Annotated in this window: 19 protein-coding genes and 1 tRNA gene; 15 read left to right on the forward strand and 5 right to left on the reverse strand. The window is 60.8% G+C overall.

What is annotated here, in order from left to right:
* The 4 genes from Q0G85_RS05960 to purH form a co-directional block, all read left to right on the forward strand.
* Window positions 1-183, forward strand: a 183-nt coding sequence (locus Q0G85_RS05960) for a hypothetical protein (protein ID WP_297155688.1), incomplete at its 5' end; no start/stop codon positions are given.
* A gap of 111 nt (window positions 184-294) precedes the next feature.
* Window positions 295-909: a phosphoribosylglycinamide formyltransferase gene (purN, locus tag Q0G85_RS05965; RefSeq protein WP_297155690.1), complete on the forward strand. Its 615-nt coding sequence runs from the start codon at window positions 295-297 to the stop codon at window positions 907-909.
* A 160-nt stretch (window positions 910-1,069) separates the two neighbouring features.
* Window positions 1,070-2,059 (forward strand): XdhC family protein, encoded by a 990-nt coding sequence (locus tag Q0G85_RS05970; RefSeq protein WP_297155692.1) that lies wholly within the window; start codon window positions 1,070-1,072, stop codon window positions 2,057-2,059.
* An 89-nt stretch (window positions 2,060-2,148) separates the two neighbouring features.
* Entirely contained in the window at window positions 2,149-3,759 is a 1,611-nt protein-coding gene (purH, locus tag Q0G85_RS05975) for a bifunctional phosphoribosylaminoimidazolecarboxamide formyltransferase/IMP cyclohydrolase (protein ID WP_297155694.1), read from the forward strand.
* 158 nt (window positions 3,760-3,917) lie between these two features.
* Here purH and Q0G85_RS05980 read toward each other — a convergent pair whose 3' ends face one another.
* Complete coding sequence (locus tag Q0G85_RS05980; protein ID WP_297155696.1) at window positions 3,918-4,214, reverse strand: Txe/YoeB family addiction module toxin; 297 nt, start codon at window positions 4,212-4,214, stop codon at window positions 3,918-3,920.
* A 3-nt stretch (window positions 4,215-4,217) separates the two neighbouring features.
* Window positions 4,218-4,469: a type II toxin-antitoxin system Phd/YefM family antitoxin gene (locus Q0G85_RS05985; RefSeq protein ID WP_297155698.1), complete on the reverse strand. Its 252-nt coding sequence runs from the start codon at window positions 4,467-4,469 to the stop codon at window positions 4,218-4,220.
* A 282-nt stretch (window positions 4,470-4,751) separates the two neighbouring features.
* Here Q0G85_RS05985 and Q0G85_RS05990 point away from each other — a divergent pair, with 282 nt between their 5' ends.
* The 6 genes from Q0G85_RS05990 (at window position 4,752) to lysS (ending at window position 10,073) form a co-directional block, all read left to right on the forward strand.
* On the forward strand, window positions 4,752-5,927 hold the full coding sequence (locus tag Q0G85_RS05990; RefSeq protein WP_297155700.1) for a lysylphosphatidylglycerol synthase transmembrane domain-containing protein: 1,176 nt from the start codon (window positions 4,752-4,754) through the stop codon (window positions 5,925-5,927).
* Window positions 5,928-6,086: 159 nt separating this feature from the next.
* Window positions 6,087-6,521 carry a PaaI family thioesterase gene (locus Q0G85_RS05995; RefSeq protein ID WP_297155701.1) on the forward strand — a complete coding sequence of 145 codons (435 nt, stop codon included), beginning with the start codon at window positions 6,087-6,089 and terminating at the stop codon, window positions 6,519-6,521.
* 242 nt (window positions 6,522-6,763) lie between these two features.
* Window positions 6,764-6,840 (forward strand) — tRNA-Pro (locus Q0G85_RS06000).
* A 181-nt stretch (window positions 6,841-7,021) separates the two neighbouring features.
* Window positions 7,022-7,285 (forward strand): twin-arginine translocase TatA/TatE family subunit, encoded by a 264-nt coding sequence (gene tatA, locus Q0G85_RS06005; RefSeq protein WP_158050355.1) that lies wholly within the window; start codon window positions 7,022-7,024, stop codon window positions 7,283-7,285.
* A 145-nt stretch (window positions 7,286-7,430) separates the two neighbouring features.
* Window positions 7,431-7,901 carry a transcription elongation factor GreA gene (greA, locus tag Q0G85_RS06010; protein WP_297155704.1) on the forward strand — a complete coding sequence of 157 codons (471 nt, stop codon included), beginning with the start codon at window positions 7,431-7,433 and terminating at the stop codon, window positions 7,899-7,901.
* 198 nt (window positions 7,902-8,099) lie between these two features.
* The gene (gene lysS / locus Q0G85_RS06015) at window positions 8,100-10,073 is read left to right on the forward strand and encodes a lysine--tRNA ligase (protein ID WP_297155706.1); all 1,974 of its coding nucleotides are present in this window, start codon (window positions 8,100-8,102) and stop codon (window positions 10,071-10,073) included.
* 172 nt (window positions 10,074-10,245) lie between these two features.
* Here lysS and Q0G85_RS06020 read toward each other — a convergent pair whose 3' ends face one another.
* Both Q0G85_RS06020 and Q0G85_RS06025 read right to left on the reverse strand, forming a co-directional pair.
* Window positions 10,246-11,412: an AI-2E family transporter gene (locus tag Q0G85_RS06020; RefSeq protein WP_297155708.1), complete on the reverse strand. Its 1,167-nt coding sequence runs from the start codon at window positions 11,410-11,412 to the stop codon at window positions 10,246-10,248.
* A gap of 6 nt (window positions 11,413-11,418) precedes the next feature.
* Window positions 11,419-11,553 (reverse strand): hypothetical protein, encoded by a 135-nt coding sequence (locus Q0G85_RS06025; RefSeq protein ID WP_297155710.1) that lies wholly within the window; start codon window positions 11,551-11,553, stop codon window positions 11,419-11,421.
* 119 nt (window positions 11,554-11,672) lie between these two features.
* Here Q0G85_RS06025 and Q0G85_RS06030 point away from each other — a divergent pair, with 119 nt between their 5' ends.
* From Q0G85_RS06030 to Q0G85_RS06045, 4 genes are all read left to right on the forward strand, one after another.
* Window positions 11,673-14,249, forward strand: coding sequence for an ATP-dependent Clp protease ATP-binding subunit (locus Q0G85_RS06030; protein WP_297155711.1), 2,577 nt, complete (start codon window positions 11,673-11,675; stop codon window positions 14,247-14,249).
* Between the two features lie 856 nt (window positions 14,250-15,105).
* A complete protein-coding gene (locus Q0G85_RS06035; RefSeq protein ID WP_297155713.1) occupies window positions 15,106-17,565 on the forward strand; it encodes a molybdopterin-dependent oxidoreductase in 2,460 nt (819 codons plus the stop codon).
* A gap of 74 nt (window positions 17,566-17,639) precedes the next feature.
* On the forward strand, window positions 17,640-18,017 hold the full coding sequence (locus Q0G85_RS06040) for a 4Fe-4S dicluster domain-containing protein (protein WP_297155715.1): 378 nt from the start codon (window positions 17,640-17,642) through the stop codon (window positions 18,015-18,017).
* Between the two features lie 145 nt (window positions 18,018-18,162).
* The gene (locus tag Q0G85_RS06045) at window positions 18,163-19,443 is read left to right on the forward strand and encodes a CynX/NimT family MFS transporter (protein ID WP_297155716.1); all 1,281 of its coding nucleotides are present in this window, start codon (window positions 18,163-18,165) and stop codon (window positions 19,441-19,443) included.
* A gap of 703 nt (window positions 19,444-20,146) precedes the next feature.
* On the opposite strand, the gene Q0G85_RS06050 is transcribed toward Q0G85_RS06045, so the two are convergent.
* The gene (locus tag Q0G85_RS06050; protein ID WP_297155718.1) at window positions 20,147-21,616 is read right to left on the reverse strand and encodes a helix-turn-helix transcriptional regulator; all 1,470 of its coding nucleotides are present in this window, start codon (window positions 21,614-21,616) and stop codon (window positions 20,147-20,149) included.
* Window positions 21,617-21,846: 230 nt separating this feature from the next.
* Here Q0G85_RS06050 and Q0G85_RS06055 point away from each other — a divergent pair, with 230 nt between their 5' ends.
* Window positions 21,847-24,090: a molybdopterin-dependent oxidoreductase gene (locus Q0G85_RS06055; RefSeq protein ID WP_297155720.1), complete on the forward strand. Its 2,244-nt coding sequence runs from the start codon at window positions 21,847-21,849 to the stop codon at window positions 24,088-24,090.
* The last annotated feature ends 2 nt before the right edge of the window (window positions 24,091-24,092 follow it).

Below are 24,092 nucleotides of genomic sequence, written 5' to 3' on the forward strand. Positions count from 1 at the left end.
GTAGCATTCGCCTGGCAAGGGTGGCCGGCGGTTCCGGCGATGGCCCTTGATACACCACAAATCGGGACGCGATCCGCGATGACGCTCGGCGCCGGCTTCACGATGGTGGTCGTGGGGTTCGGTTTTCATAAGTTGAACACCCTCATTCCCCGAGAGGGGTCGTTGTCGATGCTAATCAGTTGACGCTTGCGCTTCTGCGGCGGAATCGGCGCGCCTTTTGCGTATACTGTTTGTTGCTGTGTCGCCGGCCCATTCTTTCGATGGCTCGGCTCATCTTGCGGAAAGGGCGGTTACGTGACCGACAGACTTAAGATTGGCGTGCTGCTTTCGGGCAGCGGAACGAACTTGCAGGCGATCATCGACGCGGTCGCCGAGGGCTTGCCCCTCGACATCGTGCTCGTCGTGTCGTCGCGCCCCGATGCGTACGGCATCGAGCGCGCGCATGCGGCGGGAATCCCCACGCTCGTGATGAATCGCGAGAAGTACGCCGACGTGCTCGCCGCCGACGCACAGATCGTCGAGGCGCTTCGGGAAGCGGGCGCGGAATACGTGGTCATGGCGGGCTACATGCGCAAGGTGACCTCCGTTATGCTCGACGCGTTCCCCAACCGCGTGCTCAACCTGCACCCGGCGCTCCTGCCGTCGTTCAAGGGCGCGCACGCCATCGCCGACGCGTTCAACGCAGGCGTGAAGGTGACGGGCGTCACGGTGCATTTCGCGAACGCCGACTACGATAAGGGCCCTATCGTCGCGCAGCGCGCGGTCGCAGTGGCCGAAGACGACACGCTCGACACCCTCGAGGCGAAGATCCACGACGTGGAGCACGTTCTCTATCCCGAGGTCCTCGGGCTGATCGCCGAAGGGCGCGTCGCCGTCGACCCCTCCACAAACAAAGTTCACATCAGCTGAAGGTAAGTGCGATGCAGCTTCTTGCGGTGGCGCCGGCAAGTGCGGCGTCCCCCTTGCGGCGGCATCGACCATAAGATGCCGGCCCCGTGACGGCATCGATAGTGCGGCGCTTCGGCCCCTGCGGCGGCGTCGGGAAAACGGTTTGAGAAAGGATATCTCCATGAACAAGGCCGTGTTGCAATCCGTCATCGACGACTTGAAGGCGGGCCTGACCCCGCAGCTCTCGTCGGATGATTTCCCCTGCTTCTCCGCAGAAGCGCTCGCGGGAAACAACCACGTTGCCCCCGAATATCTCGACGTCATCGCGAAGAGCCTGACCGATGCCGACATCCCCACGTTCGAGCGCGCCATCCGCGCCGTCGACGAGGGCGACCTGGCGTGGCTCGGCTTCAAGGTGATCTACGACGCCGCCGAGGCGCAGAAGAACACCGACAACGAGGTCACGAAGAAGTACGGCGACCAGGGTTCCGCCGACGGCGAGCCGCTCGTCTTCTTCTGCAACGACGCGAAGGAAATCGTGTCCTCGCGCACACCGAGCCCGCGCGACATGTTCCAGATGAAGGACGTCACGCGCGGCCCCTCGATGCACAATGAGCAGTTCGAGGGCCTGACCTGGCGCTCCGTCGCGCTGTTCGACCAGGTGCACGTGTGGCTTTTGGGCGCCTCCGACGCTGCGAGCGAGCTTTCCGCGCTTGCGACCCACGTCGGCTTCAAGGTGACGGTCGTTGACTACGACCCCGCCTACATCTCCGAGGAGCGCTTCCCCGACGCCGCGCGCATCGAGCTTCCGGGCGACAACTTCGACGGCCTCGACGAGTACCACGCCGCCCCCGCCGATTACGTCTGCGTGCTCACGCGCGGGCACATGTTCGACCCCGAGTCGTGCGTGTGGGCGGTTCGCCACAACGTGCACTACGTGGGCATGATGGGCTGCAAGGGGAAGAACACCACGGTCCACGACCTCGTGACCTCGCGCGGTGTCACCGAGGAGCAGTGGAATTCCATCAAGCGCCCCATCGGTTTGAAGTTCGGTGCCAAGACGCCCGCCGAATTGGCGATCGCTATCGTCGCCGAGCTCATCGACGTGCGCTACAAGGAGCGCTACAGTGATGAGGCTCGCGAAAGGCACGACCAGTCGCTTGGACGATAGCGACCGCCTTCCTGACTTGCGCGAAGTGTGCGGCGAGCGTGGGGCCGCGCACCCGTAAAGAAGTTCCAACCCTTGAGAGGAGACCATACATGGCTGATCCCAAAATCAAACGCGTCCTCATGTCGGTGACCGACAAGACGGGCGTCGTCGACTTCGCGCGTGCGCTGCACGACGAGTTCGGCGCGGAAATCATCTCGACGGGCGGTACCGCGAAGGTCATCGCCGAGGCGGGCGTGCCGGTGACCCCCATCGACGAGGTGACGCATTTTCCCGAGATGATGGACGGCCGTGTGAAGACGCTGCACCCGATGGTGCACGGCGGGCTTTTGGCGAAGCGCGACAACCCCCAGCATATGGCCGAAGCCGCCGAGCACGGCATCCAGATGATCGACATGGTCGTCGTGAACCTGTACGCCTTCGAGAAGACGGTGGAATCCGGCGCCGATTTCGGCACCTGCATCGAGAACATCGACATCGGCGGCCCGTCGATGCTGCGCAGCGCCGCGAAGAACTTCGAGAGCGTGGCTGTGGTCACCGACCCCGAAAGCTATGACGACATCCTGGCCGAGATGCGCGGCAACGACGGCGCCACGAAGCGCGTGACCCGCGCCCGCCTGGCCCTGAACGTCTTCGAGACCACGAGCTCCTACGACGGGGCCATCGCCGACTGGATGTTCGAGCAGCTCGCCGAGGAGGACGACTCCCTTGAGGCTGAGGGCGAAGGTGAGTTCCCTGACTACTACGATCTGTATATGGTCAAGCAGCAGGGGCTGCGCTACGGCGAGAACCCGCATCAGGAAGCCGCCTTCTACCGCCTGCCTGACTTCGAGAGCGAGCACAGCCTCGTGAACGCCGAGCAGCTCAACGGCAAGGAGCTCTCCTACAACAACATCCTCGACACCGACGCCTGCTGGTCGCTCGTGCGCGAGTTCGACGAGCCTGCCGTGGTCATCTTGAAGCACCAGAACCCGTGCGGATCGGCCACTGCCGAGAGTGTCGTTGCGGCCTTCGACAAGGCCTTCGCGTGCGACCCGAAGAGCGCCTACGGTGGAATCATCGCGGCAAACCGCGAGGTCACGAAGGACATGGTCGATCACATCAACGAGAACCATCTCTTCGTGGAGGTGCTCATCGCGCCCTCGTTCGCGCCTGACGCGCTCGAGCTTCTGCAGCAGAAGAAGAACCTGCGCGTGCTCGCCACCGGCGGCGTCGACGCGCCTTCCGCGCTCGAGTTCCGCTCGGTTGACGGCGGCATTCTCGTGCAGGACGTCGACCGCGTCGCCGAGGACCCCGCCACCTTCACGGTGCCCACCGACCGCAAGCCGACCGACGAGGAGATGCACGAGCTGCTCTTTGCGTGGCGCGTCTGCAAGGGCGTGAAGAGCAACGCCATCCTCGTGTCGCGCGACCATGCGGGCATCGGCATGGGCCCCGGTCAGCCGAACCGCGTCGATTCCGCGCTCATCGCGTGCAAGCGTGCCCACGAGGCGTGCAATCGCATGGGCGTGCCGGCGGAGGGCTTGGTGTGCGCGTCGGATGCGTTCTTCCCCTTCCGCGACAATGTGGACACGCTGTCCGAGTGGGGCGTGACCGCCATCATCCAGCCGGGCGGCTCCATCCGCGACGAGGAGTGCATCCAGGCTGCCAACGAGCATGGCATCGCCATGGTCTTCACCGGGCATCGCCACTTCCGCCACTAGAAAGCGCTCGCAACCCTGGGTCGCAGTCGTTGGCCGTACATCTGCGGCAAATCGAACGCTTATCACGAAGCGCCTCGCGGTTCAATCCCGCGAGGCGCTTCGGGTTTTAGGATAGTAGCACATTTGGGGTACGTTGCCGACGGCCCATTCCCAGAGCTTTACCTGACGTTTTCGTAGTGAGTCCACATGCTGATGATCTTCACGTAGCCTTCGTAGCTCTTTCCCCCTGTCTCATGAGGCTCGCTCACCACCTGGTACACGAACCTGTGCTGGAGGCTGATCCTGCGGGAGTAGGCACCCTCGAGGTTACCCTTGAGGGGCTCGAACGCCGGCGGCTTTGCGAAGGGCTCCGACCGGACCACTTCGATAAGCGATTTCGCCTTCTTGTCGAGCCCGGCGGCCGTGAGTTTCTTCTTGTCCTTGCTGGCTTGCTTGGTGTAAACGATTTCCCACACGGGCTACCACTCCTGCTCGTCTTCGGGGACGCACTCCGAGATCGGGGTGTTCATGCCCTCGACGATGAGGCTGGCCATGCCCGGGATGCTGTTGAGGTAGAGTGTCTCTTCGATAGCGGACCACTCGTCCTCTCCGATGAGGACGGCGCCCTTGCCCTTGCTGGTGGTGATGGCGATGGGGGCACAGTTCTCGTTCACGCTCGCGATGAGGTTGTAGATGTCCTTTCTTGCCGCCGTTGCTGTTACCGAGCCCATGCTTCCTCCTCTATACGTACGATTTTCCGTACGTATATACTAGCGTGCGTGAAAGCGTACGTCAATCTTTTGAGTGAATTGCTCATCTCGATGTTTTTGTGACGAGGCGCATTTCATCTGCTTGCATCCGAACTTGTCGTTTCGTCAACGTACTCCGATAAAGAGCCCCTTCACGTGCCCCGCCGGTTCGGCGGGGCGTTATACTATGCGGGCGTTTCTTTTCGATTGAATGTGCACCGCACGTGCTGCGGAGCACCTGCTAGATAGGATTACCCGCAAACTGTGAAGTTCAGCATCAGAAATCTGCTGGTCGGCCTCGTGCTCATCATCGTGTTGGCGGTGGTGTTCTTGCGGGGCGACCAGCTGGCCGAGCTCGTCGAGACCATGCAGCGCGGCTCTACGATTCCGCTCGTCGCGGCGATTCTCACCCAGCTGTGCAAGTACGTCTCGCAGAGCTTCGCGTACTCGTCGTGCTTTCGCGCGGTGGGGGAGCATATGGCCCCGCGCACCACGCTGCCGCTCGTGTTCGGCACCTTCTTCATGAACACGATCGCGCCGTCGCTCAATCTGGCGGGCACTACGCTTGTGGTCGATGACGCGCGCCGCCGCGGAATCTCGCCCGGCAAGGCCACGTCGGCGGCTCTGCTTATGCAGATCACGATCGACGGCGCTTTCTGCACCATCATGATCTTGGCGTTCCTTATCCTGCTGGTCACGGTGGGCCTTTCCCCCGTGTGGTTCCTTTTGGGCATGGTGGTGATGCTGCTTGTGGGCTGCATGATCGGCGTGCTCGTCTTGGGCCGCAAGCGCCCGGCGCTCATGTTGAAGATCCTGCGCCCCATCGAGCGACTGGTGAACCGCATCCGCGGCCTGTTCAGAAAGCCGCCCTTAAAACCCTGGGTCGAGAACATCGCCTCCACGTTTTCCGAGGCGGCGGGCCTGATCGGCCACAGCCCGAAGCCAACGCTTAAGGCTTACGGTTGCTCGCTTATCGCGTCGACGTGCGAGCTGAGCTGCTTCGCGCTTGTGGGCGTGGCGTTCGGCGTGACAAACCCCGAGGTTCTCATCTGCGGTTATGTGGTGGCGACGCTGTTTGCCATGATCTCGATCACGCCGCAGGGTGTCGGCGTCGTGGAGGCAGCCGTGGTCGTGGCGTTCACCATGTTCGGCGAGACGGCGGCAGCGGGCACGGCGATCGGTCTTGTGTATCGCGGCATCGTGTTCTGGATGCCGTTCTTGATCGGCGCCATCCTCATCCAGCGCACGAAGACCTTCCAGGGCGAGGGCAAGAAGGCCATGGAAGGCACCGAGAAGAACCGTCTGGAAGGCGCCGACAAGATGGCGAAGGAAATCGACGCGATGGTGCAGGCTGGCACGGGCGCCATCCTCCCTGTGCCCGAGCGCGAGGAGCCTCGCAAGCGTCGCGGTGGCACCGACCGCCCCTCGCGAGGGAGATAACTGATAGCAGGCCGGGGACCTGACCTCTGTCTCAGCAAGGTGAATGCCCCTCGGTGATTCTTGTCCCAGCAAAGCGGGGCAAATCGCCTGACCTCCGTGTTCCCATCCGTCTCGCCACCAACCTGTTTCGCCCGCATGCAACTGAAGGAGCGTCATTCTGTGAGTTTCAACGAACTGCTGGGAATCACCTTCCCCGAGGCGAGCGGCACGCTTGTGCGGGGCGAGCTTCCCATCACCGATGCCATCCGCCAGCCTTACGGCTTCGTGCACGGGGGTGCGACGATTACGCTGCTCGAAGCGGTGGCGAGCCTCGGCACAGGGCTTCAGACTGACCTGTCGCGCGAGCTGTCCTTCGGGGTGAACGTGAATGTCACGCACCGCAAGAGCGGTGTCGACGGCACGCTTCATGGCGAAGCTGCACTCGACCGCGAGGAGAAAAGCTCGAAGGGTTACCGCAAGCTGTTTTGGAACGTGTGCGCGAGAGACGATGCGGGCGACGTCATTTCGGAAGGCGTCGTCATGTGCATGATCGTGCCGCGGCAAGCAGCCATCGACAACCCGCACCTCGAAAGCTCCCCGAACATTTTTCGATAAGGTCGCCAGCCACAAGTGCAGGGTTTCGCAGCAGTTGGGCTTTCGTGCCGCGCGGAGAGCGAGATGGGGCTTCTACTCGCGAAAATGAAAAGCAGGTGCCGGCCGGCTCTCGTCCCTCCGTCTGCGTTTTCGTGCGAACGTCGGAAGTGCCGGCGCCGACACGTTCCCCTTCTCTTGAAAAATAGGGGTTGCCAAGCGAATCCGTTATGGTAATATATCGTTTGCTGTCGCAAGCAGCACCTCGGGATGTGGCTCAGCTTGGTAGAGCGCTGCGTTCGGGACGCAGAGGCCGCAGGTTCAAATCCTGTCATCCCGACCATCGAACTTAAAACGGTGGTCTCCTCGGAGGCCGCCGTTTTTCTTTTCTGCAGGCTGTTTCGCATATGTTAATTCTGTCCATCTGCGTCGTTATTCCCCAGTTGTGATACCCTTTCTGCTCAGCGCGAACACTGCATCTAACGGCGGCATCGTCGCATACAGGAACGTATTTGGAGGAATGTATGAAGATCTTTGGCATGGGCACTCCGGAATTGCTCATCATCCTTGCAGTCATCCTGCTCATCTTCGGGCCGAAGAATCTCCCGAAGCTCGGCAGCGCCCTCGGCAAGACCGTGAAGAACCTGCGCGACGGCATGGGCGCCGGCAAGAAGGACAAGAAGGAAATCGAAGAGGCTGAAGACGAGGAAGAAGTCGAGGAAGTCGAAGAGGAAGAGGCGCCCGCAAAGAAGACCGTGAAGAAGACGGTCAAGAAGAAGAGCGAGTAAAAGCCCATCTACATCGATGGTTTTGCGGCGCGCGCGGTGGTGTAAGCGTGCGCCGCATTCGTATGTTTAATCCCAAATGGCGGGATTGACTGGGAAAACGGTGCATCCGACGATGCGCCGCTTCGTGTTTTTGAAGGGACTGACCATGGCAGACAGCAATTACATCCTGACGCCGGAGGGCCGCCAGAAGCTTGAAGAAGAGCTTCACTATCTCGAGACCGAGAAGCGCGCCGAGGTGGGCGAGCGTATTAAAATCGCTCGCGAGTTCGGCGACATCTCCGAGAACTCCGAATACGACGATGCGAAAAACGAGCAGGGCATGATGGAAGCCCGCATCGCCGAAATCGGCCGCATCCTTTCCGAAGCGACCGTCGTCGAAGCGCCGAAACGCTCCTCGAAGGTGTCCATCGGCTCCACCGTCACTGTGGACATGGGTGGCCGCGAGCGCGTCTTCACTATCGTGGGCGGTGCCGAGGCAGATGTGGCTGCTGGCAAGATTTCCAACGAATCTCCTGTTGGCGCAGCGCTTCTTGGCAACAAGAAGGGTGACGAGGTCGAGACCACCGGCCCGACTGGTCGCGTCATCAAGATGACGATCCTCAAAATCGAGCATTAATGATTGCGCGTGCCTTGAGGCACGCGCAATTGTCGACGCTGCGCGGGGTTCTGGCGGCGCGGCTGTCGTTCCAAAGATTTCCGCCGTACCGAAGTACGCTTCGAAATCTTTTCGCGCCATCCGCGCTCGCCAGAACCCCGATCGCTGACTTTTCAGCGATCTATGAGTTTTCTTTCTGTTGCGGCGAAAAGGACAAGAATGGCTGAAGAAACTACCAAGCAAGTAATCGAAGACGACCCGATCGAGGTTCGCAAGGCAAAGCGCGCGGCGCTTATCGAGGCGGGGGAGAACCCCTACGGCCACGCGTTCCACTACACGCATCACCTGACCGACCTCGATGAGAAGTACGCTGACCTTGAAGACGGCGCCTCCACCGAAGACGAAGTCGACGTGGCGGGTCGCATCATGGCCAAGCGCGTTCAGGGCAAGATCGCCTTCTTCGAACTGCGCGACGCCACGGGCGATATCCAGCTGTTCTGCCGTATCAACGCGCTCGGCGAGGAAGTCTTCGCTGCCATGAAGGACCTCGACGTGGGCGACTGGATCGGCGTGCACGGCACCATGATGCGCACGAAGCGCGGCCAGCTCTCCGTCGCCGTTACGGGCTACGAGCTTCTGTCCAAGTCGCTGCGCCCGCTGCCGGAGAAGTTCCACGGCCTGGCCGACAAGGAGACGCGCTATCGCCAGCGCTATGTCGACCTTGTCATGAACCCCGAGGTCAAGAGCACCTTCGAGAAGCGCTTCAAGATTGTGGCCGCCATTCGCCGCTACATGGAGCAGCAGGGCTTCTACGAGGTTGAGACGCCGTTTTTGCATCCTATTCTGGGCGGCGCGAACGCGAAGCCTTTCGTCACGCACTTCAACGCGCTCGATCGCGACTACTTCCTGCGCATTGCGACTGAGCTGCCCTTGAAGCGCCTGCTTGTGGGCGGCTTCGAGAAGGTCTTCGAAATCGGCCGCCAGTTCCGCAACGAAGGCATGGACCCGTATCACAACCCCGAGTTCACCACGATGGAAGCCTATCAGGCGTTTTCCGACCTCGACGGCATGATGGAACTCACGCAGGGTTTCATCCAGGCCGCTGCCATGGAAGCTTGCGGCACGCTGCAGGTCACCTACCAGGGCACCGAGATCGACCTGTCGGGCGAATGGCGCCGCGCGACCATGATGGAGCTGGCGAGCGAGCACGCGGGCGAGGAAGTATCTTTCGACCGCACGCGCGAGGAGCTCGTCGCCATCCTGGAGAAAAACGGCGGCCATGCGGAAGACGCATGGGGCAAGGGCAAGCTCATCAGCGAGATCTTCGAGGCCGTGGCCGAGGAGAAGCTCGTGCAGCCCACCTTCGTGTGCGATCACCCGCTTGAGATTTCCCCGCTCGCCAAGAAGAAGGCGGACAACCCCGAGCTCACTGAGCGTTTCGAGCTGTTCATCTGCGGACATGAGTACGCGAACGCGTTCAACGAGCTGAACGACCCGGTTGACCAGGCCGAGCGCTTCCGCGCGCAGGTCGAGGCGAAGGACATGGGCGACGACGAGGCCATGGGCTTCGACGCCGACTACATCCGCGCGCTCGAGTACGGCATGCCGCCGGCGGGCGGCGTCGGCGTCGGCATTGACCGTCTGACCATGCTGCTTACCGACTCCGCCACCATCCGCGATGTGCTGCTTTTCCCCCACATGAAGGACGAAGCACCTGCCAGCGGCAAAGCGGCGGCTGCGGCCGCGGCGGCGCGCGCTGCGAAGGCCGAGGCTGCTGAGGCGGCCTCCGAGCCCGAGCCCATCGACTTCTCGAAGGTGGTCATCGAGCCGCTGTTCGAGGAGCAGGTTGACTTCGACACCTTCAGCAAGTCCGACTTCCGCGCCGTGAAGGTGAAGGAATGCGTGGCCGTGCCCAAGTCCAAGAAGCTGCTGCAGTTCACGCTCGACGACGGCACCGATGCCGACCGCGTTATCCTCTCCGGCATCCACGCGTACTACGAGCCCGAAGAGCTCGTTGGCAAGACGCTCGTTGCCATCGTGAACCTGCCGCCTCGCAAGATGATGGGCGTCGAATCCTGCGGTATGCTGCTGTCTGCCGTCCACGAGGAGAAGGTTGAAGGCGACGCGACCGAGGAGCGCCTGAACCTGCTCATGGTAAGCGACCGCATCCCCGCAGGTGCGAAGCTGTACTAGTCGTTTGACGAATCGCGCGATTCGCTGAAGGGTTGCCCGGGTAGTTGACCTGCTCGGGCGACCCTTTTCTCGTCATGGTAGGTTATTGAATGGGGAAACGGGGCGGCACGCGCGACCCGCGTTGCGCGATTCACGTTGCAGTGGGAGCAGCCGCTGTGACGACGACTCGCCCTTACGCCTGCGCTTGCTCCTCGCTTTCTTTCCCGATTTTCTTCTCGGCGGGTTTGAACGACCCCGCCTTCTTGTCCGCTTTCTCGAAATGCTCCATTACGAGCGTGCGAATTGTCGAGATGACGGGCACGCCGATAAGCACGCCAAGCAGGCCGAACAGCGAGCCGCCAGCGATGACGGCAACGAATACCCAGATGCTCGGCAGGCCGACGGACTGCCCGACTACGTTCGGGTAGATAAGATGCCCCTCGATTTGCTGCAGCACAACAAGGAAGATGACAAACTGCACCGCTTGCAGCGGGTCTTGCGAGAAGATCATCGCTGCGCCCACGATGCCGCCGATCCACGCGCCCGCAAATGGGACGAGTGAGGTCACGCCCACGATGAGCCCGATTGACGTTGCGTAGGGGAAGCGCAGCACCAGGCAGCCCAGTGCGCACAGGACGCCGAGGATCACTGCCTCGATACATTGTCCGCGGATGAAGCGCGAGAAGCAGTCGTTGGTAATGCGGTAGGCGTGCAGAAGGCGTTCGCGCACCTGCTCGCTTGGGATTTGCTGCACGAGTCGCGTGGCGCCCGCTTTGACGCGGTTCTTGTCGAGCAGCAGGTAGAGTGCGAACATCATCCCTAAAAGCACGCAGATGGCGAAATGCGCTACCTCGCCGCCGGTGTGGGCTACGATGCGCAATGCCTCACTGGCGCCGCCAACTGCGGAAAGGGCCTGCTCGGCAAGCGAGTCGACCGTCGCGTTGTCCAGCACAAGCGCATTCTCGCCGCCGGGCAGCTGCGTTATGGCCTGCGACGCCATCGTGGCTGCTTCGGCAAGGCCGCTCACGATTGCCGAGCCTACCGACTTGAACTCGCTTGTCACGAACATCACCAATGCCGCAATAACAAGTGTAGCCGTTGCGACGGCTAGAATGACGCATATGGGACGTCGCGTGCGAATGACCAGGCTTTTCGTGTTTTTCGGAAACCATACGGATTCCCAAAAAGCGGCTACGAAATTCAGCAGGTACGCCAGCACTGCGCCGACGGCAAGCGGTTCGACGGCGGACCAGACGGTGCCGACGATGCCGCAGACGTCATCGAATCGCAAGACGATCAGCGACGCCACGGCAAGAGCGATAATGACGGGCAGATAAGTGCGAAGTGCGTGTTTGCTCATGAAATCCTATCGAATGGAGGGTTTAGCGCTCGATGCGAACGTGTCCTTATTAAGTATAGCCATGAACTCTTCTCCGACGATGGCATCGCGCTTGAGCAGATAATCTGCAAGTTTGAACAGCTTGTCCTCGTCTTGGGGCAAGGATGGTATCGGCCCTTGCTTTCTGTATTATGTATACGGACTTTCTCTGCATTAGCACTCACTTGACAAGAGTGCTAGTATGAATCGCAAACAAACGACCTTGTGAGAAACGAGGATACATGTCATTCGACAAGTTCACCGACAAGGCGCGCAAGGTGCTCGTGCTGGCGCAGGACGAGGCTCGCAGCCTTCACCAGCCCTACGTGGGCACCGAGCATATCCTGCTCGGTCTTATCCAGGAAAAGGAGGGCCTCGCAGCTCAGGCGCTCGAGCGTCTGAATGTGAAGTACGACGCGGTGGTGCAAGCGATCCGCCAGGTCGTCACCATCGACGAGAGCGCTGATGTGTCCGGCCACCTTTCCTTCACCCCGCGCGTGAAGCGGGTGCTCGAGAACTCGCTGCGCGAGGCCATGCAGATGGGGCAGTCCTACATCTCGACTGAGCATCTGCTTTTGGGCATCGTGCGCGAGGGCGAGGGTACGGCGCTCGACGTGCTCGGCCGTCTGGGCGTGAAGGGCGACGACATTCGCGGCGCCTTGAACGACCTGGTGGGGCAAAGCCCCGTCTATGCTGGTCGCAGCGCCTTCGACGCGATGGGGACGTCTCCCGACAGCATGCTCAAGGAGTTCGGCACCGACCTCACCAAGAAGGCCTCCGACGGCAAGCTCGACCCCGTCATCGGGCGTGCGGGCGAAATCGAGCGCGTCATGCAGGTGCTCTCGCGCCGCCAGAAGAACAACCCGCTGCTCATCGGCGAGCCGGGCGTGGGCAAAACCGCCGTGGTCGAGGGCCTCGCACAGCTCATCGTTGCGAACCAGGTGCCTGACCTGCTGCGCAACAAGCGCCTGTTCACCCTTGACGTGTCCGCGCTCGTGGCGGGCAGCAAGTACCGCGGCGAGTTCGAGGACCGCCTGAAGAAGTGCATCAAAGAGGTGCAAGACGCGGGCGACATCATCCTGTTCATCGACGAGATGCACACGCTCATCGGCGCTGGTTCGGCCGAGGGCTCCATCGACGCCGCGGCCATCCTGAAGCCGCCGCTGTCGCGCGGCGAGATCCAGGTCATCGGCGCTACGACCATCGACGAGTACCGCAAGCATCTCGAGAAGGACTCCGCACTTGAGCGCCGCTTCCAGCCCATCACCGTTGGCGAGCCCAACGAGGAGCAGGCCATTCGCATCTTGGGCGGACTGCGTGATCGCTACGAGGCGCACCATCAGGTGCATTTCACCGACGAGGCGCTCCAGGCCGCCGTGGAGATGTCCGACCGCTATATCCAGGACCGCTTCCTGCCCGACAAGGCGATCGACGTCATCGACGAGGCCGGCGCCCGCATGCGCATCCGCAACATGACGCTGCCCAAGGAGCTGCGCGATTTGGACGACCAGCTGCGCGAGGTTCGTTCCAAGAAGGACAAGGCCATCGGCGCGCAGGATTTCGAGGCCGCAGCCGAGCTTCGCGATAAGGAAAGCAAGCTTAAGGCCGAGCGCGAGCAGGCCGAGAAGAAATGGGAGGAAGACACTTCCAAGCAGGTGTCCCAGGTCACGGTGAAGGACATCGCCGACGTGGTTTCCATGACCACGGGCGTGCCGGTTTCCAACCTGACCGAGGCCGAAACCGAGAAGCTCCTTCGCATGGAAAGCGTGCTGCACGAGCGCGTCATCGGCCAAGACGAGGCCGTGACGGCGCTTTCGAAGGCAATACGCCGCAGCCGCGCGGGTTTGAAGGATCCGAAGCGCCCGGCGGGCAGCTTCATCTTCTTGGGCCCCTCTGGCGTGGGAAAGACCGAGCTTTCCAAGGCACTCGCTGAGTTCCTGTTCAATTCCGAGGACGCGCTTCTGAGCTTCGACATGTCCGAGTACATGGAGAAGCACAGCGTGAGCCGTCTGGTGGGTTCGCCTCCGGGCTATGTCGGCTTCGACGAGGGTGGTCAGCTCACGAAGGCCGTGCGTCAGAAGCCGTACTCGGTTGTGCTCTTCGACGAGATCGAGAAGGCGCACCCCGATGTGTTCAACATCTTGCTGCAGATTCTCGAGGAGGGGCGCCTGACCGACGCGCAGGGCCGCACCGTCGACTTTCGCAACACGGTCATCATCATGACATCGAACGTCGGCGCGCGCGACATCGCGCAGACAACGCCGCTTGGCTTCTCCGGCAACGATCATGCGGGGCTTTCCGACAAGGAGATCAAAAGCCGCGTGATGGCCGAGATGAAGAAGCTGTTCAGGCCCGAGTTCTTGAACCGCATCGACGAGATCATCGTGTTCAAGTCGCTCACCGACGAGCAGATCGCCCAAATCGTCGAGCTTATGGTTGCCGATTTGCGCGAGCGCATGATCGCCCAGAACATGTCGATCAACCTGACGCCTGCCGCGACGAAGCTCATCGCGAAGGAGGGCACCGACACCACGTTCGGGGCGCGTCCGCTGCGCCGCGCGATTCAGCGTTTGCTGGAGGATCCGCTTTCCGAGCAGATTTTGGAAGGCAAGTGGCAAAGCGGCTCCATCGTGGACGTGGACGTGGACGAGTCCGGCGAGAACCTCGAGTTCAAGCAGGGGTCGGGCGTTGTTCCCGCGCCGCGCAAGCGCGACAGCATCGCGCGTGACGCCGAGCTTCTGCTCACGAACTACGACTTGGGCCACGCGGGCTTGCCGAGTGCAAGCGGTCCCTCGATAACGGACGGCGCCGCAGACTAGCGCGCGAGGCCCCAAGCGAGCGGGGCTGCGCGAGCGCGCGGACGCGATGCCGCCAGGCGGTGTTTGGCGCGACTGGATCGCACGCGAGAGGGTAGCGCAGTTTGGCGCCAATAAGCGGTAAATCTATTGAACGGGCACCCCAACAGGTGCCCGTTTTTCGTTTTAAGTGGCTTTTGGGCTTGTGACGCGGGTACCAGAACCCGGAGAAGATGGGCGGGCAATCCTTTCCGAGGGCTGCATGGAGCAGACCCCCGAGTTGGTGGTCAATTGGAAGAGTTGTGCGCTGTCGAAAGCAGGGAAGGCGAAGGGGCGGAAATTGCCGACCTGGGCAAACGCTGACGACAGTGGACTCGACTCGTGCTGAAGCGGGTAAAAGCGGCTTCAAAACGTCGCACAACTCGCTCAGTTGACCACGAAGTGGGTGGACTGCTCCATCCGAGCGGGATCATCTACCCGCGCGCCACCCAAGCCTAGCCGGCCTGCCCCTCGCGTCCCGCCGGCGGCAGGCTAAAACCGCGTAGGCTGCGTCTCGATTGCCGCTCGCATCCCCTCAGGCACCGTTCATCGGCCTCAGCATCGGTGATTAACGCGCCTCAGCATGGGACCCAAAACAGTCTCCTCCCTCCGCCTCGCGGCTTCCCTTCGCTGCCGTTTTATCGCCAGATGCTAAGTATCCCCAGGTAAAGGCATCAGCATCCCTGCATGAGGGCCAACAGGGCGAGTTTCATCACGCTTTCAGCGCGCTCGCCGATTCCCCCGGGACCCCTCCGCTGCGTACAGTTCACCCGACGAGGCGGCTTGAGCCTCACCGCCGGCACCCGCCGGCAGATCAGACGAGAAAAGAGGAGGGAAAGACATGGCAGAACATGGCGTGGAGGGCTACAACAACAGCGGCGTATCCACTCAGCTCATCGGCGACTTCATCGAGGTCCCCCATGAGAAGCCGTGGAGGTACCAGGAGGGCGACCTGACCGTCACGCGAGGGAGTGCGTGGTCCGGCCCCGGCTGCCACGACGGCTGCGGCGTGCTGCTCTACACCGACAAGGACGGGAAGCTCGTCAAGGTCGAGGGCGACCCGGAGAACCCGTACAACAAGGGGCGCCTGTGCGTCCGCTGCCTCGACGTGCCCGAGGTCACCTACAACAAGGACCGCCTGCTCTACCCGATGAAGCGCGACCCGAAGGACCGCGGCAAGGACAAGTGGGAGCGCATCAGCTGGGACGAGGCCATCGACCTCGTCGCCGACACGTTCCTCGACATCAAGGAGAAGTACGGCGCCGAGGCCGTCGTCTTCGGCCAGGGCACCGGCCGCGACATCGCCGCGTACATCACGCGCCTCTGCTGGTCGTTCGGCTCCCCGAACTACGTCCTGTTCCTCTCCGGCTGCGCGTGCTACCTGCCCCGCGTCGCCGGCATGGCCGCGACTGCCGGCTCCTTCTGGGTCGCCGACTGCTCGCAGCAGTTCACCGACCGCTACGACAACCCCGAGTACAAGATCCCCGAGACCATGTTCATCTGGGGCAACTACCCGCTGCGCGCCAACTCCGACGGCTTCTACGGCCACTGGGTCGTCGACCTCATGAAGCGCGGCATGGAAGTCGTCATGATCGACCCGAAGGTCACCTGGCTGTCCGCCCACTCGCGCCTGCACCTGCGTGTGCGCCCCGGCTGCGACGCCGCCCTGGCCCTCGGCTTCCTGAACGTCATCATCAACGAGGACCTCTACGACCACGAGTTCGTCGAGAAGTGGACCTACGGCTTCGACCAGCTTAAGGAGCGCGTCCAGGAGTACCCGCCCGCCAAGGTCGCCGAGATCACCTGGATCCCCGAGGAGAAGATCGTCGAGGCCGCCCGCATTCTCGCGAACAGCAAGCCCTGCACCATGCAGTGGGGCGTGGCCGTCGACATGACCAAGGAGGCCCTGCCCGCCTCCCAGGCGATCGCCGCCTGCTTCCAGATCACCGGCAACGTCGACGTCCCGGGCGGCATCATCGCCCCGCCCGAGATCCTCAACTACGCCGGCGGCTGGGGCCGCGAGCTGTGCCCCGAGGAGACCTGGGTCAAGCGCATCGGCCTCGACGCCTACCCGCTGCTCAACTTCGGCTTCCAGATCGCCCAGCCCGACGAGCTGCGCCACACCATGGCGACCGGCGAGCCCTACAAGATCCACGCGACCTGGCTGCAGCAGAACAACGTGCTCGCCTGCATGGGCGCCGACCCGCAGGAGATGTACATCGGCCTCATGAACTGCGACTTCAACGTGTCGGTCGACCTGTTCATGACCCCGACCATCATGGCGACCTCCGACGTGGTGCTCCCGGCGGCCACCTTCCCCGAGCGCAACGGCCTTCGCCTCGGCGACGGCGTGCAGCGCGGCGAGGTCATCAACAAGGTGTGCTCCGTGGGAGAGTGCAAGTCCGACATGGAGATCAACCTCATGCTCGGCAAGCGCTTCAACCCTGAGGCCTGGCCGTGGGATGACGTCGACGAGATGTTCGGCGCGATGCTCAAGGCGCAGACCCCCTACAACTTCGAGGAGATGCGCGAGCACGGCCCGGTCTACCTGCCGTTCAGCTACAAGCGCTACGAGACCGGCCGCCTGCGCGCGGACGGCAAGCCCGGCTTCAACACGCCGACCGGCCGCATCGAGCTGTGGTCGACGTTCTACAACAACGCCGGCATGGACCCGCTGCCCTACTTCGAGGAGCCCGTCCCCGGCCCGACCTCCACGCCCGAGCTGCTCGACGAGTACCCGCTCGTGCTCACGACCGGCGCCCGCCCGTGGTCGCTGTTCCACTCCGAGCATCGCCAGGTCCCGCGCATGCGCAACCTGAAGAAGGACAACAACGTCTACCTCAACCCGAAGACCGCCGAGGAGTACGGCCTGAAGAGCGGCGAGTGGGTGTGGGTCGAGAACGTGTACGGCCGCTGCAAGGCCCAGGTCGAGGTCACGAACCTCTACCAGGACCCGCGCGTCATCGCCTGCGACCACGCGTGGTGGCACCCCGAGGGCGACGCCGAGGGCCTCTACGAGTCCCACGACCTCAACGTCAACAACCTGCTGCCCGGCATCCCCGGCCGCGCGGGCTTCGGCTCCAACTACAAGACCACGCTCGTCAAGCTCTATAAGGTCACGCCGGAGGACGACTCCAACGGCTACTTCCCGAGCCCCGACAGCGGCTACGTCTCCCAGGCCATGGACGGCAAGGGCATCAAGGCCATCGAGGAGCTCGTTGACGAGCGCGCGCAGATCATGCGCGACCGCGAGGCCCTGAAGAAGGCGATCGCCGAGGCTCAGGCCGAGCAGGCCGAGTAGGCGCCGCACGATAAGACGAGAGAGAGCCGGGCGCCGGGAAGGCGGGCGCCCGGCCAGGAAGGAAGAGGTTTTTCATGGAGACCCCAAAGGAACTCAACTCGAGGACGACGGCCAAGTACGGCCTGCTCATCGACTACCAGTGGTGCACCGGTTGCCACTCCTGCGAGATCGCGTGCCAGATGGAGCATAAGATGCCCGTCGGCAAGTCCGGCATCCTCGTCCACGACATGGGCCACTGGCCCATCGAGGAGGACGGCGACGAGTGGCAGCTCGGCTACCTGGCCGCCCCGACGACGATGTGCGACGGCTGCGAGGAGCGCCGCGCGCTCGGCAAGGTCCCGACCTGCGTGCAGCACTGCCAGGCGCAGTGCATGGACTTCGGCCCGATCGACGAGATGGCCGAGAAGGCCAAGGGCCACAAGGATTACGCGCTGTTCACGCTCGGTGCCTAGCTTCCGCGACGTCTACCGGGCGCCCCCTCCCCCTCAGAAGGGGGCGCCCGTGGACCACCCCTGCATGGGGAGGGCCGTCGAATAGGGGTTCGGCCCTCCCCATAGAGACAAGGGGAAAGCCTATACAATTCAATAAGGAGGGTTTATGTCCATTTCGAGTTATGGTGTGCTTGACAGGCAGACCACCAACACCGAGCGCTGGATTACTTTCGCCGCGCTCTTCTTGTTCGGGTTCACAGCTTCGTGCAACTTGTTCAAGGCTTCACCTGTTATGACGGTCATCGGCGCAGATTTGGGGCTTGACGCCGGCGGACTTGGCCTTATCATGACGTTCTATTCCATTGCCGCTTTGGTTATGGCTTTCCCTGGCGCTTTGGTTATGCGTAAAATCGGCGTGAAGGCGATGGTCGTGATTTCTTGCGCAATCATGGTCTGCGGCACCGCGATCAGCGCCTTCTCGTCTGACTCCGGAATGTTTCTTGCGGGTCGTGCTGTTGAAGGCATCGCTTACGGTCTGATTTGCGTTTGCGGACCGAACATCCTTCCTCGCCTGTTCCCCCGCAAGCAAATGGGCCTTGCTGTTGGCATCTGGTCTCAGTGGATTCCGTGCGGCACCATCATTGCATTCTTCACCGCGCCGCTCGTGTACGAAGCGACTGGAAACTGGCAGGGCATTTGGTTTGTCACGCTTGCTCTCGGTATCGTTGCTTTGATTCTGCTTATCGCTCTCGTTAAAATGCCGCAGAAAAACGAGAACGAAATCGTCGCTGGTGACGCCTCCATCGCTGCGAAGCCCGGCAAGCAGTTCTTCGCATCCGCTGCTCTCGTGTGCGTCGTGTTCGTCATCTGGGTGTTCGTCTACGTTGTGAACATCAACGGCATGTACCCCACGTTCCTCCAGGAAGTCAAGGGCATGAGCGTGTTCGACTCCTCGATGCTGCCTAACTGGCTCGCTATCATCACCATTCCTCTTGGTATTGTCGCGGGTCTCATTTCCGACAAGTTCGCTATCCGCAAGAAGGCTCTGGTCACCTTCTACGTTGTGACCGCTGTCATCTTCTTCTTCCTCGCCTTCACTCCTGGCGAAGATGCGACGAGCTCCTGGGCATTCTGCATCATCATGGGCGTTTGCGCCTCGTTCATCCCGACCTACACCAGAGGCATCACCCCGCTGCTTTGCACCGATTCCTTCAAGTGCGACATGGCTCTGTGCCTGATGGCTTTCTTCACTGGTGTTGCTCAGGTTTGCGCAGTTGTCGCCTCCATGAGCGTTGCCGCCATCGGTTGGTTCGCCAATGCTCAGTTCGTTCTCGCGCCGCTCTGCTTGGTTGCTGCTGTCGCAATCGCCATTGTGGTTAAGGACGACAAGAAGGTTGTGGAAATCCGCAAGCAAGAAGAGGAAGCCGATCGCGCAGCAGTTGCGTAAAATGAGACACTCTAGAGTTTCGATCGTCTTCTAGATTCAACCTCCCTCAGCCTGATTCGTCAGCTGGGGGAGGTTTTTTTCGGAAAGGGTGGCAAGTATGTCGTGCGGTTACGCTTGTGTTGGGTGCGGAAAGTGCAAAGGGATTGTGCGCCCTCTTGCCGTACCAGGCCACTGTCCTGCATGCGAGTTCGATAATGAGCCCGGTGCGAAAACGTGCGTGAAGTGCGGAATGCCCTTGCCGCTGGCGCCTGGGGAGGGAGAGCCAAAGAACGGACAGGCGAAGTAGCCAGGCACGGTTGGGAGAGGCGCGCTCCCGGGCGGATGCGGTAGCCGAGCGAAGTAGGCGGGTTCGCCTCAGGCTCAATGGACAGGCGCTGTGGGCAAGACGCAACAGGCAGGCTCGATGGGGGAGACGCACGGTAGGTCCACGCAGTAGTCAGACGCGCATCGAGTGCAGCAGACAGGCGCTGTGGGCAGAGGGCGGTAGGCAGGTTCGACAGGGGTGCGCATCGGGCGCAGCAGGCAGGCTCAGCAGGTACTTTCCCTACTCCTTCGCGCCAGGCTTTCTGGGGAACCTGAATCCGCAACTCTTGCAGACTGTGTCGGCCTCCGATTTCGGCTGCTTGCACAGGGGGCAGATGTTTAAGGGACGAGGCTTCTTAAGCTCGCATTTCCCGCAATGTCGGCATGGGTAGCACATAGATTACTCTTCCTCGATCGAGTCTCGCAGATTGATTACTTCTTGACGGGAATTGACGCCCATCTTCCTGTAGATATGCGACGTATGGGTTTTCACGGTATTGGTGGATATGACGAGCTTGTCGGCAATGCCCTGGATGCTGTATCCGCCTGTCAGCAAGAACAAGACTTCCACTTCTCGCTTTGACAAGCCGAAACGATCGGCTGCAATCTGACATTTCTTCCTATTAATGTCTATCGGCTCGTCTTCTTTTTCTTCGGGCGATGCTTCGAGCCCGCTATCTTGAGTCTTTTCCTTGTCGGAATTCTTAGGCTTCAGGTTAATGGAGACGCCTCCTCCAAATGCCACCATTGCCGAAAGGCAGACGATGAGAATCAGGGGGATGATGAATGCCGCCCGTCCTGTTGCGGGAAAGCTATGCGCAACGATCATGTTCGCAAGATATGCTATGAGCATTCCCAGCTGCACTGCAATTCTTCCCCGTGCAATAAAGAGGTATGGGGGAAGCGCCAAGCTCCGAGATGATTCGGCGAAGAACTCGAAGCTCGACACATCAAACAGGGTCAACAGCGCCAACAAGGCAGCATAGATCGCCCACGATGAGTCGTCTGGGGTAATGACGATCAAGACGAGAGCCATCGAGACAAACGGCAAAAGAATGGTGGCTACTCTTCCAAAGTCAGATTCCTTACCCTTGTTTATTCGCGAGAGGCCAATGACTAGTGCCGCCCCGCAAACCAGCGAGAGCCCGACAATAAGGTAATTCAGTCCTGCTGGCATCTTGAATGAGAGGCAGGCATAGATGCTGGTGCCCAAAACTGCGCCGTAGACCAAGCAGATGGCGTCACATTTTCGAAACGATGGAAGTCGCTTCGAGCTAACGGGGGCAGGGTTTGACGTCCGGTCTTTCTTTTCGGACGAACTCACGAGGAAAAGCATGGTTGATCCGCAGCTGCAAATAAGCAGCGAGACCACGGCAAACCATGTCCCAAGATACGTTACGGCAGAAAAAATCGCTGCTCCCGCGATGACGGGAACGCAAAAAGCGAGAGCGATGCTTAGGTCGGCTTTTGCTTCCATTTCACCCCAGAGCACATGCGAAATGCCTTGCCACACGCCCGCAAACAGCATAAGAAACGACATCAGCCCAGTGTTCAGTTCGTAGGCTATTCCCGCCATTTGCGAAGCGACTGATATAAGCAGAACGCCGCAACCGGCAATCATGAGATAGTTTTTCGATTCGAAGGCGATTATGCGGCGCGGTACCAGGAAGAGGACTTGCCCCAGGACGATCCCTGCCAAATAGCAAAATCTGCTCAGGTCTCTTTCGAGGAAGCTGAACGTATCAGAAGGAACGAACGTGTCGCTGTAAAAGAAGATGAAGGTTGCCGCCCAGCATAGCGAGACTCCGGCAATCAATGCGAGAGGGCTTCCTTTCGCATTCTTGTTGCGGGTTTCATTTCTTCTTTCCATGATAGCCTCCTTCAATGGAAAGTATGGCTATGCACGGCATGGGTTGCTATCACCTGTTTTGTATGATTCGGAATTATCAGAAGCTGAATTCGACAACATCTACCTGCGAAAACGTTAAAAATCACCCTCGCGGCGGGGAATCACCCTTTTTGAAAGATGCGGAATTGGTACCGAAGGAAATACGTTACGCCATGCGGACATCCAGACGAGACGAGAAAGGGTGTGATCGCATGTCCGAACAACGTAAGTACGATTTGGTCGAGCACGCAAAACCTTGGAGGTATGAGGAAGACGGGCTTACGGTCACGAGGGGAAGCGCGTGGACCGGGCCAGGATGCCATCTTGGGTGCGGTGTCAAGCTCTACACCGACAGCGATGGGAAGCTCGTTAAGGTGGAAGGCGACGAGGAAAATCCTTTCAACAAGGGCCGCCTTTGTGTAAGATGCCTCGACCTTCCCGAAGTGGTTTACAGCGAGAAGCGACTGACTTACCCCATGAAGCGCGATCCGAAGGACAGGGGCAAGAACAAGTGGCAGCGCATCACGTGGGATGAGGCCTTCGACGAGATTGAGGCGCATCTTGTTGACTTGAAGGAACGCTACGGCGCGGAATCCGTTCTCTTCCTTCAGGGTACGGGTCGAGATATCGCTTCGTGGATTTCCCGCCTTGCGTGGTCGTACGGAAGCCCGAACTATGGTTTCCCGCTCTCCGGCCTTGCTTGCTACCTTCCGCGTGTTTCCGGAATGTACTCGACGACGGGTGCTTTCTGGGTGTGCGACTGCTCTCAGCAATTCATCGATCGCTACGATAACCCCAATTACACCGCGCCTGAGGTGATGATTCTTTGGGGCAATTACCCGCTCATCTCCAATTCCGACGGCTTCTATGGCCACTGGGTAGTGGACCTTATGAAGCGCGGTATGAAGGTCATCTGCGTCGATCCGCGTATGACCTGGCTTGGCAACAAGGCTGCGATTCAGCTCCCCATCCGTCCGGGAACCGATGCGGCTCTCGCGCTGGGAATGCTCAACGTTATCATCAACGAGGACCTGTTCGATCACGACTTCGTCGATCGCTGGGTTTACGGCTTCGATGAGCTGAAGGAGCGCGTGCAGGAGTATCCTCCCGAGAAGGTCTCCGAGATCACGTGGATTCCGGTCGAGAAGATCTACGACGCAGCTCGCATGTTTGCCAATGCAAATCAGGCGTGCATCCAGTGGGGCGTTGCGGTCGACATGACCAAGGAAACGCTGCCCGCCATTCAGGCGATTGCTGCGCTTACGCAAATCACTGGCAATATCGATAAGCCGGGCGCTATGATCATCCCGCCCGAGATTCTGTTCTACGGCGGCGGCTTCGGTGCCGATTTGCTCACGGAAGAGCAGACGGAGAAGCGCATCGGCGTGAAGAAGTACCCTCTGCTGAAATTCGGCTTCGCCACGCTGCAGGCCGATGAGATGATGAAGCAGATGGAGACTGGCGACCCGTATGAGATCCACGGTGCTTGGATGCAGACCACGAACACGCTGTCTTGCATGGGTGCTGATCCCGACCGCTTCTATAATGCTGCGGTAAAGCTTGACTTCATCGTCGGCGTCGATCTTTTCATGACCCCGACCATCATGGCCCTTGCGGACTATGTGCTCCCTGCTGCCACGTATCCTGAGCGCGACGGCCTTCGTATCGGCGACGGCCCGCAGCGAGGGGAGACCATCAACAAGGTTTGCTCCGTTGGGGAATGCAAGTCCGACATGGAAATCAACCTCGAGCTTGGTCGCAGGCTTAACCCCGACGCTTGGCCGTGGGCCGACGTGAAGGAGATGTTCTCGAGCATCATCGCTGAGACGGGTTACTCGTTCGATGAGATGAGGGAAATCGCGCCCGCTTATCCGCAGTACACCTACAAGAAGTACGAGAAGGGCCTTCTTCGCCCCGACGGAACGCCAGGGTTCAATACCCCGACTGGTCGTATTGAGATCTGGTCCACTCAATACGCGAATGCCGGTCTCGATCCGCTGCCTTACTTCGAAGAGCCCGAGCCCGGTCCTGGCTCAACCCCCGAGCTGCTCGACGAGTATCCTCTCGTGCTCACGACTGGCGCGCGCAACTGGAACATGTTCCACTCCGAGCATCGCAACATCCCTCGTCTTCGCGCAATGCGCCCCGACCCCATTATCGAGGTTCATCCCGAGGCAGCGGAGAAGTACGGCATTGCCGATGGCGATTGGGTATGGGTTGAAAACCAGCGTGGTCGCGCAAAGCGCCGCGTGAAGGTAACCCCCGTTCTTCTCGACCCGCGCATTTGCTCGACCGACCATGCGTGGTGGCTGCCTGAGGCGGATCCTGAGAATCTGTTCGATGTTCGCGAGCTGGCAATCAACAACCTTGTTCCGTGGCAGCCGGGCAAGAGCGGCTTCGGCTCGAATTACAAGTGCAGTCTCGTGAAGCTCTACAAGGTTGAAGAGGGGGAATAAGC

This window comes from uncultured Ellagibacter sp. (assembly GCF_934617235.1).
In the GTDB taxonomy this organism is placed as follows: domain Bacteria; phylum Actinomycetota; class Coriobacteriia; order Coriobacteriales; family Eggerthellaceae; genus Ellagibacter.

What these genes read in the sequence shown, in the direction of transcription:
- Q0G85_RS05970 (WP_297155692.1), top strand. Translation starts at nt 1,070, where the DNA reads ATGAACAAGGCCGTGTTGCAATCCGTCATCGACGACTTGAAGGCGGGC.
- purH (WP_297155694.1), top strand. Translation starts at nt 2,149, where the DNA reads ATGGCTGATCCCAAAATCAAACGCGTCCTCATGTCGGTGACCGACAAG.
- Q0G85_RS05985 (WP_297155698.1), bottom strand. Translation starts at nt 4,469, where the DNA reads ATGGGCTCGGTAACAGCAACGGCGGCAAGAAAGGACATCTACAACCTC.
- tatA (WP_158050355.1), top strand. Translation starts at nt 7,022, where the DNA reads ATGAAGATCTTTGGCATGGGCACTCCGGAATTGCTCATCATCCTTGCA.
- greA (WP_297155704.1), top strand. Translation starts at nt 7,431, where the DNA reads ATGGCAGACAGCAATTACATCCTGACGCCGGAGGGCCGCCAGAAGCTT.
- lysS (WP_297155706.1), top strand. Translation starts at nt 8,100, where the DNA reads ATGGCTGAAGAAACTACCAAGCAAGTAATCGAAGACGACCCGATCGAG.
- Q0G85_RS06020 (WP_297155708.1), bottom strand. Translation starts at nt 11,412, where the DNA reads ATGAGCAAACACGCACTTCGCACTTATCTGCCCGTCATTATCGCTCTT.
- Q0G85_RS06030 (WP_297155711.1), top strand. Translation starts at nt 11,673, where the DNA reads ATGTCATTCGACAAGTTCACCGACAAGGCGCGCAAGGTGCTCGTGCTG.
- Q0G85_RS06035 (WP_297155713.1), top strand. Translation starts at nt 15,106, where the DNA reads ATGGCAGAACATGGCGTGGAGGGCTACAACAACAGCGGCGTATCCACT.
- Q0G85_RS06040 (WP_297155715.1), top strand. Translation starts at nt 17,640, where the DNA reads ATGGAGACCCCAAAGGAACTCAACTCGAGGACGACGGCCAAGTACGGC.
- Q0G85_RS06045 (WP_297155716.1), top strand. Translation starts at nt 18,163, where the DNA reads ATGTCCATTTCGAGTTATGGTGTGCTTGACAGGCAGACCACCAACACC.
- Q0G85_RS06050 (WP_297155718.1), bottom strand. Translation starts at nt 21,616, where the DNA reads ATGGAAAGAAGAAATGAAACCCGCAACAAGAATGCGAAAGGAAGCCCT.
- Q0G85_RS06055 (WP_297155720.1), top strand. Translation starts at nt 21,847, where the DNA reads ATGTCCGAACAACGTAAGTACGATTTGGTCGAGCACGCAAAACCTTGG.